This window comes from Streptomyces sp. NPDC005181 (assembly GCF_040608395.1).
Taxonomy (GTDB): domain Bacteria; phylum Actinomycetota; class Actinomycetes; order Streptomycetales; family Streptomycetaceae; genus Streptomyces.
In genome coordinates, this window is sequence record NZ_JBEXID010000017.1 from 24,268 (window position 1) to 43,266 (window position 18,999).

At 70.7% G+C, this 18,999-nt stretch carries 17 protein-coding genes and 2 pseudogenes; all 19 read right to left on the reverse strand.

Features of this window, described 5'->3' with window-relative positions:
* Nucleotide 1 precedes the first annotated feature (1 nt).
* Nucleotides 2-573, reverse strand: a pseudogene (locus ABZV38_RS14150) (APC family permease); the annotation flags it as partial.
* 29 nt (nucleotides 574-602) lie between these two features.
* Nucleotides 603-1,607 carry an ornithine carbamoyltransferase gene (gene argF / locus ABZV38_RS14155; RefSeq protein WP_356327073.1) on the reverse strand — a complete coding sequence of 335 codons (1,005 nt, stop codon included), beginning with the start codon at nucleotides 1,605-1,607 and terminating at the stop codon, nucleotides 603-605.
* Nucleotides 1,608-1,767: 160 nt separating this feature from the next.
* Complete coding sequence (locus ABZV38_RS14160; RefSeq protein WP_356327074.1) at nucleotides 1,768-3,000, reverse strand: arginine deiminase; 1,233 nt, start codon at nucleotides 2,998-3,000, stop codon at nucleotides 1,768-1,770.
* 68 nt (nucleotides 3,001-3,068) lie between these two features.
* Entirely contained in the window at nucleotides 3,069-5,642 is a 2,574-nt protein-coding gene (locus tag ABZV38_RS14165) for a polynucleotide kinase-phosphatase (RefSeq protein ID WP_356327075.1), read from the reverse strand.
* Entirely contained in the window at nucleotides 5,639-7,117 is a 1,479-nt protein-coding gene (locus ABZV38_RS14170) for a 3' terminal RNA ribose 2'-O-methyltransferase Hen1 (RefSeq protein WP_356327076.1), read from the reverse strand. The genes ABZV38_RS14165 and ABZV38_RS14170 overlap by 4 nt, the downstream gene beginning before the upstream one ends.
* Before the next feature lie 53 nt (nucleotides 7,118-7,170).
* Nucleotides 7,171-8,145 (reverse strand): homocysteine S-methyltransferase, encoded by a 975-nt coding sequence (gene mmuM, locus ABZV38_RS14175; RefSeq protein ID WP_356327077.1) that lies wholly within the window; start codon nucleotides 8,143-8,145, stop codon nucleotides 7,171-7,173.
* 70 nt (nucleotides 8,146-8,215) lie between these two features.
* The gene (locus ABZV38_RS14180; protein WP_356327078.1) at nucleotides 8,216-9,139 is read right to left on the reverse strand and encodes an LLM class F420-dependent oxidoreductase; all 924 of its coding nucleotides are present in this window, start codon (nucleotides 9,137-9,139) and stop codon (nucleotides 8,216-8,218) included.
* A 124-nt stretch (nucleotides 9,140-9,263) separates the two neighbouring features.
* Nucleotides 9,264-9,803, reverse strand: a complete 540-nt coding sequence (locus tag ABZV38_RS14185) for a DUF6099 family protein (RefSeq protein ID WP_356327079.1) — start codon at nucleotides 9,801-9,803, stop codon at nucleotides 9,264-9,266.
* Nucleotides 9,804-9,927: 124 nt separating this feature from the next.
* A complete protein-coding gene (locus ABZV38_RS14190; protein ID WP_356327080.1) occupies nucleotides 9,928-10,287 on the reverse strand; it encodes a nucleotide pyrophosphohydrolase in 360 nt (119 codons plus the stop codon).
* Nucleotides 10,284-11,492 carry an ATP-binding protein gene (locus tag ABZV38_RS14195; RefSeq protein WP_356327081.1) on the reverse strand — a complete coding sequence of 403 codons (1,209 nt, stop codon included), beginning with the start codon at nucleotides 11,490-11,492 and terminating at the stop codon, nucleotides 10,284-10,286. Before ABZV38_RS14195 ends, ABZV38_RS14190 begins: the two co-directional genes overlap by 4 nt.
* 55 nt (nucleotides 11,493-11,547) lie before the next feature.
* Nucleotides 11,548-11,946, reverse strand: coding sequence for a cell division protein SepF (locus ABZV38_RS14200; RefSeq protein ID WP_356327082.1), 399 nt, complete (start codon nucleotides 11,944-11,946; stop codon nucleotides 11,548-11,550).
* A 104-nt stretch (nucleotides 11,947-12,050) separates the two neighbouring features.
* Nucleotides 12,051-13,319, reverse strand: a complete 1,269-nt coding sequence (locus ABZV38_RS14205; RefSeq protein ID WP_356327083.1) for a cytochrome P450 — start codon at nucleotides 13,317-13,319, stop codon at nucleotides 12,051-12,053.
* On the reverse strand, nucleotides 13,316-13,930 hold the full coding sequence (locus ABZV38_RS14210; RefSeq protein WP_356327084.1) for an ATP/GTP-binding protein: 615 nt from the start codon (nucleotides 13,928-13,930) through the stop codon (nucleotides 13,316-13,318). Before ABZV38_RS14210 ends, ABZV38_RS14205 begins: the two co-directional genes overlap by 4 nt.
* Entirely contained in the window at nucleotides 13,908-14,261 is a 354-nt protein-coding gene (locus ABZV38_RS14215; protein ID WP_356327085.1) for a DUF742 domain-containing protein, read from the reverse strand. Before ABZV38_RS14215 ends, ABZV38_RS14210 begins: the two co-directional genes overlap by 23 nt.
* On the reverse strand, nucleotides 14,258-14,683 hold the full coding sequence (locus ABZV38_RS14220) for a roadblock/LC7 domain-containing protein (RefSeq protein ID WP_356327086.1): 426 nt from the start codon (nucleotides 14,681-14,683) through the stop codon (nucleotides 14,258-14,260). The genes ABZV38_RS14215 and ABZV38_RS14220 overlap by 4 nt, the downstream gene beginning before the upstream one ends.
* On the reverse strand, nucleotides 14,680-16,044 hold the full coding sequence (locus tag ABZV38_RS14225) for an ATP-binding protein (protein WP_356327087.1): 1,365 nt from the start codon (nucleotides 16,042-16,044) through the stop codon (nucleotides 14,680-14,682). Before ABZV38_RS14225 ends, ABZV38_RS14220 begins: the two co-directional genes overlap by 4 nt.
* Before the next feature lie 92 nt (nucleotides 16,045-16,136).
* Nucleotides 16,137-17,135 (reverse strand): MBL fold metallo-hydrolase, encoded by a 999-nt coding sequence (locus tag ABZV38_RS14230; RefSeq protein WP_356327088.1) that lies wholly within the window; start codon nucleotides 17,133-17,135, stop codon nucleotides 16,137-16,139.
* A 181-nt stretch (nucleotides 17,136-17,316) separates the two neighbouring features.
* A complete protein-coding gene (locus ABZV38_RS14235) occupies nucleotides 17,317-17,772 on the reverse strand; it encodes a ricin-type beta-trefoil lectin domain protein (protein ID WP_356327089.1) in 456 nt (151 codons plus the stop codon).
* A 51-nt stretch (nucleotides 17,773-17,823) separates the two neighbouring features.
* Nucleotides 17,824-18,501, reverse strand: a pseudogene (locus ABZV38_RS14240) (Gfo/Idh/MocA family oxidoreductase); the annotation flags it as partial.
* Between the last annotated feature and the right edge of the window lie 498 nt (nucleotides 18,502-18,999).

Genomic DNA, 18,999 nt, shown 5'->3' on the forward strand with positions numbered 1-18,999 from the left:
CTTACCGCCCTTCAGCGCCGATCGGCGCCTCTCGGTCCTGATCCGCCCCGGCCAGTCGCGACCGGCTCCGGCTGTAGCCGGCGTACACCGCCGCGCCGACCGCCACGAACACCGCGAACTGCACCCAGGTCGCCCAGCCCGTCCCGTACATCAGATACAGGCAGAAGAGGACGCCCAGGATCGGGCTGAGCGGGTAGAGCGGCACCCGGAAGGAGCGCTTCAGCCCCGGGTTGCTGCGGCGCAGCGCGATCACCGCGACATTGACCGCGACCATGATGGCGAGCGTGCCGATGGTCGTCAGATTCACCACCACGTCGAGAGACGCGAAGGCCGCCGGCACGGCGAAGACGACGGCCACGATCCAGGTGTTGGCGACAGGCGCCGCCGTCCGCGGCGAGACACGTTCGAAGACCCGCGGGACCAGGCCGTCGCGGGACATCGACATCAGGATGCGGGTCTGCCGTACATCACCGCGAGCACGACCGACGCGATGGCGACGACCGCCCCGAACGCGATGATGCCGCCACCGACGGTCGAGTCGGTGACCTGGTCGACGGTCAGCGAGAGCGCGGCCGGTTCGGCGCTGCCCCGGCCGTGCGGCGTCAGGCACCGGCCATGGTCGCCACCAGGACGGCCTTGATCGTGTGCATCCGGTTCTCGGCCTCGTCGAAGACCACCGAGTGCGCGGACTCGAAGACCTCGTCGGTGACTTCCAGCTCGGTCAGACCGTGGCTGCCCTGGATCTCGCGACCCACCTTGGTGCCGAGGTCATGGAAGGCCGGGAGGCAGTGCAGGAACTTCACGTGCGCGTTGCCCGTGGCCTTCAGGACGTCCATGGTGACGGCGTACGGCGCGAGGGCCGCGATCCGCTCGTCCCAGACCTCCTTGGGCTCACCCATGGAGACCCAGACGTCGGTGGCGACGAAGTCGGCACCCCGGACGCCCCCGGCGATGTCCTCGGCGAGAGTGACGGTCGCGCCGCTGGACTCGGCGAGCCGGTGGGCCTGCGCGACGATCTCCTCGGCCGGCCAGTACGCCTTCGGGGCGACGATCCGGACGTCCATGCCGAGCAGCGCACCCGTGACCAGGTAGGAGTTACCCATGTTGAAACGGGCGTCGCCGAGGTAGGCGAAGGCGATCCGCTCCAGCGGCTTGTCACTGTGCTCGGTCATCGTGAGGACGTCGGCGAGCATCTGCGTCGGATGCCAGTCGTCGGTGAGCCCGTTGAAGACGGGCACCCCGCCGTACGCCGCCAGTTCCTCGACGGCAGCCTGGCTGTCACCGCGGTACTCGATGCCGTCGAACATCCGGCCGAGCACACGGGCGGTGTCCTTCACCGACTCCTTGTGGCCCATCTGGGAGCCCGTGGGGTCGAGATACGTCGTGGAGGCACCCTGGTCGGCGGCGGCGACCTCGAAGGCGCAGCGTGTACGGGTCGAGGTCTTCTCGAAGATCAGCGCGATGTTCCGGCCGCGCAGCCGCTGCACCTCGGTGCCCGACTTCTTGGCCGCCTTGAGCTCGGCGGCCAGGTCGATCAGGCCGCGGAACTCCTCGGCCGTGAAGTCCAGCTCCTTGAGGAAGTGGCGGCCTGCGAGGTCTATCGCCATGGTGGCTGCTCCTGGGTCGGTCGGGCGAGGGTCGCACGCACAGTTCCTGGAAGTCTATACGAGGCGACGCATCACTATACAGTCCTTGCATCTGCGTGTCCGCGCGGTCCGCGGTGTATCCGTCCGGTTCCCGGCGTTTCCGTACGGTGCCCCGCCCCGGCTACACGGCGTCACGGACCACCGGGCAGCTCATGCAACGAGGGCCGCCCCGGCCCCGGCCCAGTTCGCTGCCGCGGATCTCTATGACCTCGATGCCTTCCTTGCGCAGATACGTGTTGGTGGTGGCGTTGCGCTCGTAGGCGATGACGACACCCGGCTCGACGGCCAGCACATTGCAGCCGTCGTCCCACTGCTCGCGCTCCGCCGCGTGCACGTCCTGGGTGGCCGTGAGCACCCGGATCGAGTCCAGGCCGAGCGCCGCCGCGATGGCCCGGTGCATGTGCTCCGGGGGATGGTCGGTGACCTTCAGATCCCGCGGTCCACCGCCGGGCTCGATGGTGTACGAGCGGAGCATGCCGAGCCCGGCGTACTGGGTGAACGTATCCCCGTCGATCATCGTCATCACCGTGTCGAGGTGCATGAAGGCCCGGCGTTTGGGCATGTCGAGCGCCACGATCGTCCGGGCGGAACCGGCGTCGAACAGTCCGCGCGCCAGCATCTCGACCGCCTGCGGGGTGGTGCGCTCGCTCATCCCGATGAGGACGGCGCCCTGGCCGATGACCAGGACATCGCCGCCCTCAATGGTGGACGGATAGTCGTCCTGTCCCTCCGACCAGTGGTGGAAGGCCCCCGCCTCGGCGCCGGTGAAGAGGGGGTGGTGGCGGTAGATCGCCTCGAAGTGGACCGTCTCGCGCTGCCGGGCCGGCCAGCGCATCGCGTTGATGGACACCCCGTCGTAGATCCAGGCCGAGGTGTCCCGGGTGAAGAGGTGGTTCGGCAGCGGACCGAGCAGGAAGTCGTCCAGATCCATGACATGGAAGCGGACGGAGGTCGGCTCGCTGTGCCGCTCCAGGAACTCCCGCTTCGTCATCCCGCCGACCAGCGCCTCCGCCAGCTCGGCGGTGGGCAACTCCTCGAAGGCGGCCCGTAGATGTTCGGTGGCGAGCGGGCCGTACTCCTTCTCCTCGAAGACCCGGTCCAGCACCAGCCGCTTGGCCACCGGAATGTCCAGGGCCTCACGGAGCAGATCGCCGAAGAGATGCACCTCCACCCCGCGGTCACGCAGGACGTCCGCGAAGCCGTCGTGCTCCTGCCGGGCGCGGCGCACCCACAGCACGTCGTCGAAGAGGAGCGCGTCCTTGTTGCTGGGGGTGAGCCGCTTCAGTTCGAGATCGGGGCGGTGCAGTATGACGCGGCGCAGCCGCCCGGCCTCGGAGTCGACATGGAATCCCATGCCTCCATCCTCACCGCGCGGAGCGCCGTTCACCCGGCGAATCGCCACCTGATCCTTCGTCCTTGGGGTCAGAGCCGTGGGTCGACGGGCTCCGACTCCAGGGCGAGCACCGCGAACACCGCCTCGTGAACCCGCCACAGCGGCTCCCCCTCGGCCAGCCGGTCCAGCGCCTCCAGCCCGAGGGCGTACTCACGGAGCGCCAGCGACCGCTTGTGGCCGAGAAACCGGGAGCGCAGCCGCTCCAGATTCTCCGGACGCGTGTACTCGGGGCCGTAGATGATCCGCAGGTACTCCCGGCCGCGCACCTTGATGCCCGGCTGGACCAGCCTGCCCTTCTCGTCCCGGACGAGCGCCGCGAGCGGTTTGACGACCATGCCTTCGCCGCCGCGGCCGGTCATCTCGAGCCACCAGTCGATGCCGGCGTGGACCGATGCCTCGTCGCCGGTGTCGACGACGAGCCGTCGGGTGACCTGGAGCAGGCCGGTGGGGTCGTGCTCCACCAGCCGGTCGAGCCAGGCCAGCTGTTCGTCGTGCGGTACGGAGGCCAGCGAGCGGCCCTGCACGGCGAGGATCTGGAACGGGGCGATCCGTACCCCGTCGAGGCCCTCGGTGGACCAGCAGTAGCGACGGTAGGCGTCGGTGAACGCCGCCGCGTCGACTGTCCGGTCCTGCTGACGCGCAGCCAGGCCGGCGACATCGACACCGCGGGCCGCCGCTGCCGCCAGAGCCGCGTTGGCCTCGGGGAGAACGGCACCGGACGCGGCGCCGACCGCCGCGTACTGCGAGCGCAGCAGGCCTCCGGCCTTGAGGGACCAAGGCATCAGCTCGGCGTCGAGCAACACCCAGTCGGTGTCCCACTCCTCCCAGAGTCCGGCCGAGGTGACGGCCGTGCGCAGCCTGCCGAGGATCACCTCGGTCAGGGCTGCATCGTCCAGGAACGGCCGTCCGGTACGGGTGTGCAGCGCCCCGGTCGGGCCCTCGACCCCGAACCGCTCCCGGGCCGCCTCCGCGTCGCGGCAGACCAGGGCCACCGCGCGTGAGCCCATGTGCTTCTCCTCGCACACGACCGTGGCGACGCCGTCCGCCCGGTACTGGGCGAACGCCTCGGCCGGGTGCTCCAGGAAGCCTTCCTCGCGGGAGGTGGCGGTCGGCGCCATGGTCGGCGGGAGGTAGCCGAGCAGCCGCGGGTCGACGGCGAACCGGCTCATGACTTCGAGCGCCGCCGCGGCGTTCTCCTCGCGCACCGAGATGCGGCCCAGGTGCCGGGTCTCCACGATCCGGCGGCCCTGCACATCTGCGAGGTCCAGCGGGCGGCCCTCGCGCCCCCCGGGCGCCTCGGTGATCAGCGGCTTGGCGGGCTCGTACCAGACCTTCTCGGCCGGCACGTCGACGAGTTCGCGCTCCGGCCAGCGCAACGCGGTCATCTTCGCGCCGAAGACCGCACCGGTGTCCAGGCAGAGGGTGTTGTTGACCCAGGAGGTGCTGGGCACGGGGGTGTGGCCGTAGACCACGGCTGCGCGGCCGCGGTACTCCTCCGCCCACGGGTAGCGCACGGGCAGGCCGAACTCGTCGGTCTCGCCGGTGGTGTCCCCGTACAGGGCGTGCGAGCGGACCCGTCCCGAGGTGCGTCCGTGGTACTTCTCGGGCAGCCCGGCGTGGCAGACGACCAGCTTGCCGTCGTCCAGCACGTAGTGGCTGACGAGCCCGTCGATGAATTCCCGTACCTGCTCGCGGAAGGCCGGGTCCCTCGCGTCCTCCCGGTCCAACTGCTCGATGGTCTCGGCGAGTCCATGGGTGTGCTGGACCTTGCGGCCCTTGAGGTAGCGCCCCAGCTTGTTCTCGTGGTTCCCCGGCACGCACAGGGCGTTGCCCGCGGACACCATGGACATGACGCGGCGCAGCACCCCGGGGCTGTCGGGGCCGCGGTCGACGAGGTCGCCGACGAAGACCGCCGTGCGCCCTTCGGGGTGCTCGCCGTCGACATAACCGAGTTTGCCGAGCAGGGACTCCAGCTCGGAGCTGCAGCCGTGGATGTCACCGATGATGTCGAACGGGCCGGTGAGATGACGGAGGTCGTTGTAGCGGCGCTCCAGCACCACTTCGGCGTGCTCGGCCTCCTCCTCGGTGCGCAGGATGTGCACCTTGCGGAAGCCCTCGCGCTCCAGGCCGCGCAGCGAACGGCGCAGCTCGCGGCGGTGGCGCTGGACAACATGGCGGGGCATGCCGGCGCGGTCGGGGCGGGTGGCGTTGCGCGCCTGGCAGACCTCTTCGGGCAGGTCGAGCACGATCGCGATCGGCAGCACGTCGTGGCTGCGGGCCAGCTGCACCAGCTGCCTGCGGCTCTCGGCCTGGACGTTGGTGGCGTCGACGACGGTCAGCCGCCCGGCGGCGAGCCGCTTGCCCGCGATGTAGTGCAGCACGTCGAAGGCGTCACCGCTGGCGCTCTGGTCGTTCTCGTCGTCGGCGACGAGGCCGCGGCAGAAGTCCGAGGAGATGATCTCGGTGGGCTTGAAGTGCCTGCGTGCGAAGGTGGACTTGCCGGAACCGCTGGCCCCGACGAGTACGACGAGGGAGAGGTCGGTCACCGGCAGCGTGCGGTGCGCGCCGGTGTGCTTCTCGGTGTCGGTGCCGTTGTCGGTCATGCTGCCTTCGCCTCCTTCTTCATCGTGTCGTCATCGGCGGTCCTCGTGAACACGGCCATCTGCGTGGGCGGCCCCACCTCGGGGTCGTCGGGCCCCACCGGCACGAAGCCGACTCCGTATCCGTGCCGCTGCGCCACTTCCTGCGCCCAGCCCCGGAACTCCGCCCTGGTCCACTCGAAGCGGTGGTCACCGTGGCGCGCATGACCGGCCGGGAGGCTCTCCCAGCGGACGTTGTACTCGACGTTCGGTGTCGTCACGAGGACCGTCTGCGGCCGGGCCGCACCGAACACCGCGTACTCCAGCGCGGGCAGCCTCGGCAGATCGAGGTGCTCGATGACCTCGCTGAGCACCGCCGCGTCATAGCCGGCCAGCCGCTTGTCGGTGTACGTGAGCGAGCCCTGCCGCAGCGTGACACGGCCGGCCTGCCGCTCCCCCATCCGGTCGAGCTTCAGGCGGCGCGAGGCGATGGTGAGAGCGCGCATCGAGACATCGACGCCGACGATCTCCGTGAAGCGCACGTCCCGCAGCAGCGCCTGGACCAACTGGCCCTGTCCGCAGCCCAGGTCGAGCACCCGGCTCGCCCCGGCGGCGTGCAGCGCCTCCAGGATCGCCGTGCGCCGCTGCTCGGCGAGCGGCACCGGCTTCTCCTCGGTGTCCGTCGTCTCGTCCACTGCGTTGTCGACGCTCTCCACCGCGAGGTCGTCCAGCTCGGCGAGCCGCACCAGCTCCAGCCGTTCCATCGCCTGCCGGGTCAGCCCCCAGCGCCGGGACAGATAGCGGCTGGTGATCAGCTTCTGCTCGGGGTGGTCGGCCAGCCAGCCGTCACCGGCCCGCAGCAGCTTGTCCACCTCGTCGGGCGCGACCCAGTAGTGCTTGGCGTCGTCGAGCACCGGCAGCAGGACGTACAGCTGCCGCAGCGCTTCGGCGAGCCGCAACTCGCCCTTTAGCACGAGCCGTACGTACCGCGAGTCGCCCCACTCCGGGAACTGCTCGTCCAGTGGTACGGCCACGGCGTCCACGCTCGTCCAGCCGAGCGGCCCGAAGAGCTTCGAGACGAGCTCCGGACCGCCGCGCGCGGGGAGTGCGGGCACCTCGATCCTGAGCGTCATGGGGTCCGCCGCGCGCTCGGGCCGGGCCCGGCACACACCGTTCAGAGCTGACTTGAACACAGTGCTCATCGCGACGGAGAGCAGTGAGGACGCCGCGTACGGGCGGTCGTTGACGTACTGCGCGAGCGCCGCGTCGGGGGCGCCGCCCCGGCCCTTTCCCTTGCCGCGCCGCACCAGCGCCACCGGATCCACCTCCAGCAACAGCGCGGCCGTGCAGCGCTCGGCGGATGCCTCGGGGTAGAAGACATGCGCCGCGCCGTGGGACGTGGAGAACTTCTGTGCCTTATCCGGGTGCTTGTGCAGCAGGAAGCCGAGGTCGGTGGCGGGTCGCTCCGGCGTGCCGGTCGTACTGATTGTCAGGAACACACGTCCGAGTATGGTCCGGTTCACTCGCCTCCCACCAGGCATTTTGTTGATGTCTACGGTTCTGCTGTTCCTCCGGGCTCTCCTGCCCCTGCCGGCCCTCCTGTCTGTCCTGTCCGCCCCGTCCGTTCTGTCTCCAGGAGCTCGGCCAGTTCCGCGATCGGGCCGGGCCCGACCCGGCAGCAGCCGCCGACCAGTCGGGCGCCGGCCGCCTGCCAGCCCCGCACCCGGCCCGGATCGAAGGTGGCACCCCCGGTCCACGCCCGGCCCCCGGCATCCCACCGCTCACCGCTGTTCGGATACACGACGACCGGCTTCCCGGTCACCTCCGCCGCCGTCTCCACCGCACGGTCGGCGTCGGCCGGAGCGCAGCAGTTCACCCCCACCGCCACCACGCGCTCGTGCCCGGCGGCGAGCCCGAAGGCCGTCTCCAGCGGCTGTCCGGCCCGGGTCCGGTCCCCCGCCACGCTGTACGAGAGCCAGACAGGCAGCCCGCATCCCTCAACCGCCCGCAGCAGTGCCTCGGCCTCGTCGACGTCCGGCACCGTCTCCAGTGCCAGCACATCGGGTCCGGCGGCGGCCAGCGCCTCGATCCGGGGCCGGTGGAAGCGCTCCAGCTCCCGGACCGAGAGGCCGTACCGCCCGCGGTACTCGCTGCCGTCTGCGAGCATCGCCCCGTACGGGCCTACCGAGGCGGCGACCCAGATCTCCCGGTCCGTGGCGCCACCGGCCCGCCGGGCCAGCTCCACGCTGCGGGCGAAGAGCTCCGCCGCCCGGGCCCGGCCGATCCCCCGCCGGGCGAATCCCTCGAACGTCGCCTGATAGCCCGAGGTGATGAGCACCTGCGCACCCGCCCGCACATAGGCCCGGTGCGCGGCCTCGATCTGCTGGTCCTCGTCGAGCAGAAGCCGGGCCGACCACAGCTCGTCGGACAGATCGCAGCCCTGCGCCTCCAGCTGGTTGGAGAGACCTCCGTCGAGCAGGACCGTGGACTCGGCGAGGGCGGCGGCCAGCGGGCGGTCGGGTTGCACAGGTGCTCCTCTCAGCGACTCGTGTTCACGCTCGTGTTCACCTGTCCCTGTTCACCTCGGTGGGGACCGGTCATTTCAGCTGGGACTGGACCTGCGAGGAGATCAGCTCCAGGTGCTCCAGGTCGTCCAGGTCGAGGACTTGGAGGTAGATCCGCGACGACCCGATCTCGCCGTACCGGCCGATCTTGTCGACCACCTCGGCGGGCGAGCCCGCAAGTCCGTTCGCCTTCAGCTCCTCCACATCGCGGCCGATGACCGACGCACGGCGGGCCACCTCGGCGTCGTCCTTGCCGACACAGACCACCAGGGCGTTGGAGTACACCAGGTCGTCCGGGCCGCGCCCGGCCGCCTGCGCGGCTTCCCTGACCCGTCCGAACTGCTTCTCGCTGTCCTCCAGCGAGGCGAACGGGATGTTGAACTCGTCCGCGTACTGCGCGGCGAGCCGCGGTGTACGCGTCGCCCCGTGACCGCCGATCAGGATCGGCACCTTGGCCTGGGCCGGCTTGGGCAGCGCGGGCGAGTCGGTGAGCTGGTAGTAGCTGCCGTCGTAGTTGAACTTCTCGCCGACCCCGGTCGCCCAGAGTCCGGTGACGATCGCCAGCTGCTCCTCCAGCCGGCCGAACTTCTCCTTGGGGAACGGGATGCCGTACGCCCTGTGCTCCTCCTCGAACCAGCCTGCGCCCAGGCCGAGTTCGACCCGGCCGCCGGACATCTGGTCGACCTGGGCGACCTGGATCGCGAGGACACCGGGGAGCCGGAAGGTCCCCGCGGTCATCAGCGTGCCGAGCCGGATCCGCTTGGTCTCGCGCGCCAGCCCGGCCAGGGTGATCCAGGCGTCGGTGGGGCCGGGCAGCCCGTCCCCCGTCCCCATGCGGAGGTAATGGTCGGAACGGTAGAACGCATCGAAGCCGAGGTCCTCGGCAGCCTTGGCGACAGTGAGCAGAGTGTCGTAGCTCGCCCCTTGCTGGGGCTCGGTGAAGATTCGAAGATCCATGGATCCATCCTGCACCTCCGAACGCCGGTCCTTCCTCCTCTCACTGCGTGTGCGGCCCGGTGGCGGGGCCGCACACGGTCGTTCGGGTGCGGTCAGGTGCGGTCGGGTGTGCCTGTGGGGGCGGTCACGGCTGGCCCGCCGCCGCCGAGCCTGCCGATCCGCGGACCGCACCGCGCGGTCCGTCCCGCCCTCTCCCTCGCTCCAGATCGTGCTGCCGCTCCCGGTCCTGCTCCGAAAGACGCCGGAGCATCCCGTGCACCCGGTCCAGCGACTCGTCCGTGGCGTCGATCGCCTCTATGCACTGCCAGTAGAGACTCTCCTCGTCGGTGTCGCAGGCCACCGCGACGAGGGCCATCCCCACTTCCCCGAGCAGCGCGCCGAGACCGGTCAACGTCGCGCGCGGATCGGCGACCTCGGAAAGCTGAGCCGCCCGTGCCACACCGGTCCGCACCACCGGATGATCGGGTGCCCCGCTGCCCCTCCCTCCGATCTCACTGAGCCCGCGCGCCTCGCCGCGCAGCTCCTTCGGCCCGCTCGCCGCCAGCCGGTCGCCGATCGCCTGGGCCAGCGCCTGGGCCTGCCAGGCCTCCGCCATGATGGACGGCGTGCCCCGGCTCTGCGCCAGAGCTCGCCGGCTTACCCCTATGAGCCGCTCCGCTTCCATGCGTTGCCCCCGTCCGTACGAAAACCCGCTCACCTCATCCATTACCCACAGTGAGGGGAGTGGCACCGAAAGGCCAGGGGATTTCGGAAATCTGTGGACACGAAGTCGATTGTGGATAAATCGATCACTCCGAAGAGTGACGATCTTGGGGTTCCGGCCGCTCCGGAACCGGAAAGCGCGCCTCGTTCCGGTCGATCTTCTCCGCCAGCGCCGCCAGCGCATCGATGCCCAGCACCTCGCAGAACTGCAACAAATACGCGAGCACATCCGCGACTTCGTCCGCCACCCGATGCGCCGTCTCGGGCTTCTCCATCACCCGCGCCGACTGCTCGGGCGTCAACCACTGGAAGATCTCGACCAGTTCGGACGCCTCGACGCTCAGTGCCGCCGCCAGGTTCTTCGGGGTGTGGTACTGCTCCCAGTCCCGTTCGGCCGCGAACGCGGCGAGCCGTCGCTGCAGTGTCTGCACATCAAGTTCTGTCACGGTTCCAGGTCTACCACCGTCACACCTGCCGCCCCGCGGGCCTCGGTGGCGGCCGCCTCCGCAACCGTGCCCACCAGCCTGAGGTGTCCGGCCGCGCCGATCGACGCCGCCAGGGCCAGCAGCCGACGCAGCTGCCGTCCGTCCAGGTCCCGGTCGAGTCCGTCGGCCAGCACAGTGAGGGTCTGCAGGGCCGAAGGCACCTCCCCCGCGGCCTCCATGGCCAGCACCCCGGGTCCGGTGAGCAGCACCAGGGCCAGCGCGAGATACCTCAACTCGCCGTCACCGAGCCGCCCGACGGGGGTGCGGTGCCCGCCGTCGCGCTCGACCAGGGCACGCACCGTCCCGTTCGCGAGCCGCTCGACGCCCAGCCCCGTCACCGTCCCCGCGCATCCGCCACCGGCCGCAGCGACGAGGCGGGCATGCCGCTGGCCGCACTGGGTATGCGTTCGTTCCAGCACCGCCGCCAGGTTGTCGCAGCCGCGGCGCAGCCGGTCCTCGCCGCTCGGCACGGGCGCCCGCATCCGCTGCGGCTGCGGTTCGCAAGCGAAGACCGACCGCAGGGCCACCACCATCTGTTCGGCGGCGGCCAGGACCCTTAACTGTCCGTCGGTCGTTCCCGCGACCCGCAGCGGCAGCAGCGCCGTACCGAGCACGTCGTCCGGCAGTGGTGCGCGGGTCACCGGGACCGCGCCTGCCGTGTGCCAGGCGGCCTGGACCGTCGAACGCCCGGGATCCCGCAGCGCGGTGGTGAGCAGGGTCTCGCCGCCGCCGGTCAGCCGTTCGCCGACGATCCGGAGGGTGGGTTCGACCTGGACGGCGAGATCGAGCCGGACCGGACCGGCCGGGCCGTCCGCCGTGCAGCCGATCCGGAAGCCGCGGCGGCCCTGCGCATCGGCCCCGGCCCGCTCGGGTACGTACGCCGCCGGGTCCGGGAACACCTCGGCGAGGGGGTCCCCGGCCCCCAGCCGGGCCAGTGCCTCATAGGCCCGCAGCGCGGTGGACTTGCCGCTGCCGGCGGCCCCGGCGAACAGCGTGAGCGGCCCGATCGGGAGGACGGTGCCCTGGTGCGAGGCGAAGGCGGAGAGCCGCAGTTCGGTCACGACGGGGCCGGCGGAACGGGCACCCCGGGGGGCGGACATCGGTTCGGAACGGACATCGGGGGCAGCGGGCGGCAGCGGAGTGGCCCCCGGACAGAGTGCAGTCATGAGCGGACCGTACGCACGCCACCGACCGGCGAACCGTTCCGCCGGGTGGACCTTCCTACGATCGGGGTACGCCCGCCGCCGCAACCCCCTCGACCTCCATGCCGACCGGCGACAGCAAGAAGACGTTCCGGTCGACCCGGTGCATTCCGCTGCCCAGCCCGAAGACCACACCACTGGTGAAGTCCAGGATCCGCTTGGCCACATCGGTCTCGGCAGTGGTCAGATCGAGCAGCACGGGGATCTGTGCGACCAGGTACTCGGCCACCTCCCGCGCGTCCGCGAAGACCTGCACCCGCAGCACGACCAGGCGGCGCTGTTCGGCGGTCCCGTGGTCGTCGGGGACCGTGCGGTGGTCGACCCGGGACGGCCACTCGTTGCGGCTGCGCAGCGGTACGACCTGGGCCAGCCCCTCCCACTGCTCGTCCGTGACGTCGTACCTGTCGTATCTGCTCACCGGACCACTCCGTCTGTGCATCGGTCGGCGTTGCGCCGGCTGCGCTCGCTGTTCATCGGGCAATTCTCTCGCCCCTCACCCGTTCGGCGTACCAGCGACACGGGTCAGTCGCCGATCGACACCTCCGGCGGGCCCGCGGGCTCCGCGTCCGGGGTCATGTCGAGCGGGGTGAAACGGACCGGGAGATGCACCAGCGCGCGATGGAAGGGACCGGGCCGCCACATCAGTTCGCTCGCCGGAATAGCCAATTCCGCATCGCACAGCTGGCTGGTCAGCTGCTCGATCGCGGTCATCGCGATGAGCAGCGCCGGCTGCTTCGCCGGACACCGGTGCGGCCCCGCCGACCAGGCCAGATGGGCGCTGCCGCCGGAGCGCACGCCGGGGTCCGAAAGGGCGGGCGCGGACTGGGTGTTGGCCGCCGCGTAGGAGACCAGGAGCAACTGTCCGGCGCGCAGCCGGACGCCGTGGAACTCGGTGTCGTGGCGTGGGTAGTGCGCGGCCAGATTGGCCAGCGGCGGGTCCTGCCAGAGGACCTCGTTGATGGCCTCGTGGGCCGTCATCGCGCCGCGTTGCAGCGAGCCGGCGTAGCGCGCGTCGGTGAGCATGTGCAGCAGCGCGTTGCCGATCAGATTGGTCGTCGGGTCGTGGCCCGCGCTCATCACCAGCGTGATCTGACGCACAGTCTCGTCGTTGTCGAGACCGGCCGGGTGGCCGAGGAAGTACGAGGTGAGGTCGCGGCGGGGCCGGGCGCGACGGTCGGCGACGAGACCGGTGACGACGGTGACAAGATCGGCGTACGCGGCGGCGGCGTCATCCGCGGAGTTGAACATGCCGCCGATGCCGTCGACGATCCGGTCGCGGTCCTCGGTGGCTACGCCGAACCACGTGGTGAAGACGTGCAGCGGGAGCCGTCGCGCGTACTGGGCGACAAGGTCACCGCTGCCGGAGGCGGCGAACTCCCGGATGAGCCGGCGGGCGACGCGGGCGACCTCGGCCCGCAGGATGTGCGGCTCGATCATGGCAAGGCCGTCGTTGATGGCGTCGCGGTAGCGGGCGTGCACGTCGCCGTCGCTGAAGAGTGCCGTCGGCCGGTAGCCGAGCATGGGCAGGACCGGCGAGTCGGCGGGAACCGTGGCCTGCCACGCCCGGGGGTCCTTGGTGAAGGTGTGGGTGTCGCGCAGCAGATCGACGGCCGCCTGGTAGTCGGTGACCAGCAGGGCGTCGACGCCGGCGGCGATCCGGACCGGGGCGAGCGGGCCGTGCGCCCGCAGCCGCCGGTAGTGGCCGTGCGGATCGGCGGCGAAGTCCGGACCGTACAGCGCGAGCGGCTGCGGCGGCTGTACGGAGCGCACGGAGGCCACGGGAGGTGTCATGACGGGTCCTGAGGCTGGGGCAGGCGGGTCAGCACGTGCTCGGCGAGGGCGATCAGGGCGTCGATGCTGCCGCGGCGTTCGCGGGCGTCGCACTGCAGCAGGGGGGTGCCGGGGTGGAGATCGAGGTGTTTGCGCAGCACCTCGTCGGGGTGGGCGGGGGCGTCCGGGAAGCGGTTGACGGCGACGGCGTACGGCAGCCCCTGCTCCTCGACCATGTCCATGACGGCGAAGGAGTCGCCGAGCCGGCGGGTGTCGACCAGCACGAGAGCGCCGAGGGCGCCGCGCGCGATGTCCTCCCAGAGTGGGAAGAACCGTTCCTGGCCGGGGGTGCCGAACATATAGAGCACCAGGTCGTCGAGGACGGTGAGCCGGCCGAAGTCGACGGCGACCGTGGTGGTGGTCTTGTCCGGCAGTCCCGCGGTGTCGTCGAGATGGGTGCTGGACTGGGTCATCACCTCTTCGGTGTGGAGCGTGGGTATCTCCGACAGCGTACGGATCAGGGTCGTCTTGCCCACGCCGAAGGGACCCGTGACGACGAGCTTCATCAGGGTCTGGTCGGCATGCGGCAGATAGCCGATGCCGGTCCGGTCAGTGGAGGGAGCGGAGTCCAACGAGCAGCCTCTCGACGAGCGACCGGTCGATCTCCCCGGCGCTGGGGATCGGCGGTCGGGTGTGCAGATGTCCGGCGGCCGCGAGGTCCGTGGCCAGGAAGACGGTGGCGCTGACCGGAAGGTCCAGGTGGGCCGCGCACTCGACGACGCTGAGGGCGCCGGGTTCGAGCAGCGCGCACAGGCTGCGCTGTTCCGAGCCGGTGTCATCGGGCAGGACCGAGTCGGTGCGTACGAGCACGGCGAGCCGGTCGAGTGCGGGGCCGGTGGGCCGGGCCCGGCCACCGGTGACCAGGTAGGCGGGGATCAGACGGCGTCCTGGACCAGGGGTCATGGCCGGGGGGCGGTGTCCGGTCGGCGGGCGGGTGCGTTCATCGCCCGGGTCAGCGCGGTGACCTGCACCTGCATCTGGTATGCGATGTCGCCGAGCTTGGCCCCGGGTTCCGCGAACAGGGCGAGCGTGGTGTTCTTCCCGGCCGGGACGACGATGGCGAAGCCCTGGTCGGATTCGACGACCGTCTGGGCCAGCTGCGGCACCTCGACATCGGTGAACGCGGTGGTGAAGGCCCGGGCCGCGGCGTGCAGGGTGGCGGTCATGGCGGCGACCCGCTCGCCGGAGGCGCGGTCCAGTCCGGGTGAGGCCCCTTCGACGAGGCCGTCGCCGGTGGCGACCACGGCGTGCTGCACTCCGGGCAGTTCCAGCAGCGGGGTCAGCACCCATGCGAGGTCACCGGTGGTGGGGGTACGGGTGCTCACGTCTCGTCGTCTCCTTGGTCGTTCCGGTCGTCCTGGCCGTCGTTGGTGTCATGGCGTTCCGCTTCCAGTGACGCGGGGGCACTGCGGCCGCTGAGCGTGCCCTGCTGGAGTGCCGCCCACGACGCCTCGGCCTGTTCGGGGGTACGGGGCACCGGTGGGCCGGCCGAAGTCACGGCGGCGGACGCGGACCCTACGGGTGCCGGGCGGGGTGCGCGGCGGCGCCGGCTGGGCAGTCCGCCCCGCTCCTCGGTGTCGGATTCCGGCTCGGCAGCAGGTTCCGGCTCGGCATCGGACGTGGTGGCGGTGTGCGTGGGCACCGGCTTCGGGGCGAGGGCGGAAAGGCTGCGGTCGTCCTCCAGCACCGTCAGGAGGTGGGCGGGGACCCGCAGTATCGTGCGCATCCCGCCGAACGGCGAGGGCTCGATGTGGCAGCTGAGGCCGTACTGAACGACCAGCCGGCCGACGACGGCGAAGCCGGTCTGCGGCGGATCACCCAGCTCGGTCAGGAGCACTTCGGAGGGGCCCACCAGCAGGGTGCGGGCCCGTTCGAGCGCCTCGTCATCCATGCCGATGCCCGCGTCGTCGACCACCAGGAAGGCACCGCGGCCGCCGCTCTGCTGGACCGTCACCTGGACGTCGGTGTCGGGGTGCGAGTACGCGGTGGCGTTGGCCAGCAGCTCGGCGAGGGCGATCGCGAGAGGTTCGGCGGCTCGGGCGACGACGGCGAGCCACTCGTCGCGCAGATGGTTGGCGACCTTGATGCGTTCGTAGCCGGCGACGCGGGACTGGGCGCCGAGCACGATCTCGACGAGCGGCGAGCTCTGCCGGGCCAGCCCCGGCCAGGCGTCGCAGAGCACCGCGGTGGCCTGGGTGCGGCGCAGCGCCAGTTCGTTACGGAAGTCCAGCTGCAGGATCCGCGGGTCGTCGTACTCGTGCTGAAGTTCGTGCAGCAGTTGCTGGGACTGGTTGAGCAGGGACTGGATCTTGGCGGAGGTGCCGCGCATCGCCGCGCGGGCGGCGGCGTCGACGCGCTGCCGCTCCTCGATGACCGCGGCTCGGGCGGCCTGAACCGCCTCGGTCAGCAGCCGTGCGGAGCCGCCGTCGACCTCGGCCGCCTCGCGCAGGCCGGGCACCGGCGCGCTGGGGTGGGAGAGGGCGAGCGCGGCAGCGGGTATCCGCTTCTGGGCGAGCTGCCGGATCTCGTCGGTGAGGGCGACCGTGCGGGCATCGGCCGCCTTTGCCTGACGTTCGGCCAGCTCGACGCGGGTCCACGCCACATGGGCGTCACGGGCCGCGTTCTGGGAGCGGACCACGGCCGTCACGGCAGCGACGACGGCGATCAGCGCCACGATCCATGCCATGCCGTCACCGCATTTCTGTTGTCGGGGCCGTCTCCCTGCCCGGGCGGCGGGAGATCCGGCTGTCACCCCGCGCGGCCTGCTGCCCCACGGGACTACTCCCCTTCTTGAGCGGAGAGTTCTGCAGAGGCGACTTCTTCGGCGACAACGGCGACATCGGTCATCACCTGCAGCACGCTGGGCAGTTCGGAACCGTCGAGCTGCCGGTACTCGCTGCCGATGGTCACCACGAGCCGTTCGGCCAGGCCGAGTTCGGGGTGGCGCCGCTCGCCGATCACCCGGCGGGCCGCCTCCAGCGCAGGCACCCCGGCCGCGTGGAGGGCGTGTGCGCGATCCCGTACGTACTCGAGGTAGCCGATGTGAGCGCGCACCCCTGCCGGGTCGAGGACCGGACCGTGGCCGGGGACGACGGTCTCGGCACCGGTGGCCAGCACCTGTTCACAGGCCGCGATCACCTGGGAGAGGGGGCCCGCCCAGTGCACCGGGTGGTCGCCCGGCTGCTGCGGTGTGGAGGCGAAGATGACGTCGCCGCTGAACACGGTGCGCTGCGCGGGCAGGTGCACGATCAGGTCGCCCGTGGTGTGGGCGGCGGGCAGGGCCGACACCTGGACCGGGTACTCCCCCAGGGTCAGTTCGAGCTCCCCGGTGAAGTATGTGGTCGGCTGCACGGGTTCGGTCTGCGACCAGTCGAACGTGCCGAAGTGGCGCTTGAGGTATGCGCCGAGCGCGGTGGCCGAATCGCTTCCCTGCACGAGCGCGTGCTGCTGCTTCGGCGTGGGTTCGTAGTGGATGTGTTCCCGGGCCTCGCGGGTCGCGATGATCTCGGCGTCCGGGAGCACGCCCGCGCCCCAGAAGTGGTCCCCGTTGGCGTGGGTGACGATCACCCGGTCGATGGAAACACCGTCGGGCAGTCGCTTCGTGGACTCGGCCAGGAACTGGCCGGCGAGTACCGGGTCGTACGGGGTATCGATCCAGATCGCGCCACGCGGCGAGGTGAGCAGACCGCAGTTGGCGAGGCCCCATCCGCGTTTCGGCGGGAGCCACGCGTACAGGTCCCGCCCCAGCTCGACGAAATCTCCACCCGTGATCGACATGGACGCGATTATGCCGACCCCGATCCGGCCGCGCGTTCGAGCCCGGCCGCCGGGCGTCCTGGTTGGCGCAAAATCGACGGTCATGCCTGCCGGTGACAGTGCGGCGGTGACGGTGCGAGACCGGCCTCCGGCGCCTCCGTACGACACCTTCCGGATAATCGGTTCAATTCGCCCGCCGGCGTCACGTACCGCGGCGACGGCCGATCGAGTGGTCGCCGCACCGGAATGCGTCGATTACCCACCGAGCATGGCTGAAAACAGACGCTGGAGGGATCCCCGGTGACAGCGCCGGACAGCGCTGCCCCCGGAGGCCTCCTCGACATCGTGGCCGGGAGTGGTCAGTACGTGGCGGGCACCGTCCACTGCTGGTTGGCGCCGCCGTGGCAGTCCCAGAGATCGAGTGCGGTCCCACTCTGGTGCTGTCGCTCCCCGAAACATCCAGACAGCGGCCGGAGGCCTCGTTGACGAGCGCGTGCGTGGAGGTGTTGTACGTCCACTGCTTGGCCGTGCCCGTGACGGCGCCTCCGGTGCCCGTACCGGCACAGTCGCGGACCAGAACGGCCGCTCCGTTACCCGTACCGGCCGCAGTCAGGCAGTAGTCGGAGGACAGCCGCAGGGTGGCGTCGGCCGCCTTCACCCATGCCTGGCTGTCGTTGTCGGACAGGGCTTCGGCCCTGTCCGACGGGTCTCACTCGCGAACCTGACCGCGTTCGAAGTACGCGATCAACTCGGGGTCGAGACCCGGCACGTCGTACGGTGCACCGCCCTCACGCAGAGAGCGGGTCGCGAGCACACCGGCGGCGACACTCATCCGGGCGGCGACCGGAGAGGTGTCGGTGACGCCGCCGTCGCGGATGAACCGGCAGAACTCCGCCATGATCCGGCTGTCCCCGCCGCCGTACGAGCCGTACGCCTCCGGCACCCGGTAGGTGATATCGGCCTCGGCGCGGTAACCGCTGGGGCCGGTGTTCCAGACCTTGACCTCGTCACCCGGGCTGTCGCCGAAGTTCTCCAGCCGCCCCTCGGTGCCGATGACGGTGTAGTTGCGCCAGCAGTCCGGGGTGAAGTGGCACTGCTGGTACGCGGCCACGACGCCGTTGTCGAGCTGCATGTTCATCACCGAGACGTCCTCGACGTCCACGATGTGGTGCAGGTCCTTGCGGGCCGTCGGCGGCCAGTCGAACTCCCGCAGCCAGTTGTCCGGCCGCGGGGTGTCCGCCTCGCGGCGCGGCAGGTCGCCGTAGACGAGGAGATCGCCGAGGGCGTTGACCCGGCGGGTGTAGCCGCCGGCCAGCCAGTGCAGGACGTCGATGTCGTGCGCGGCCTTCTGGAGCAGCAGTCCGGTGGTGCGGGTCCGGTCGGCGTGCTGACATCGACGACGTCGAGGACGGTGTCGCTCACGACACACACCACATAGTTCACGACGGTGCGTCTAGATGGCAAGAGTTGTTCTTTTTGATGAGGTATCAAGTATTTATAGACATAGAAATAGCAGCGGGGACATCCGCTTTAAGCCCGTTGGCGCCCGAAGTCCGGCGCGGCAGAGGCGCGGTGGGAGTGCGAAAGCGCCCTAATGAGATGGCCAAGTCTCTTATCAGCGGGTTCACCACAGAATGCTCAACGCGTTCAAACTTGCACCGACGGTGCCTGTTCCAACATTTTCAAGCAGAGATGGGCGGACCCGCATGCCCCGCATGCTGCGCCCAGCCTCGGCCGGCTCGGCCGGCTCGGCCGCATCGCCGGAAGTGCCGTCGAGGCACTGCCACTTGAGGCCGGACCAGGAAGTGTCCACTACCGCGGCCGGGCACCCCGGGGCCGCTGACGACCTGGGCGTACGGCGCACACGGCTCGATCGTGAACGACG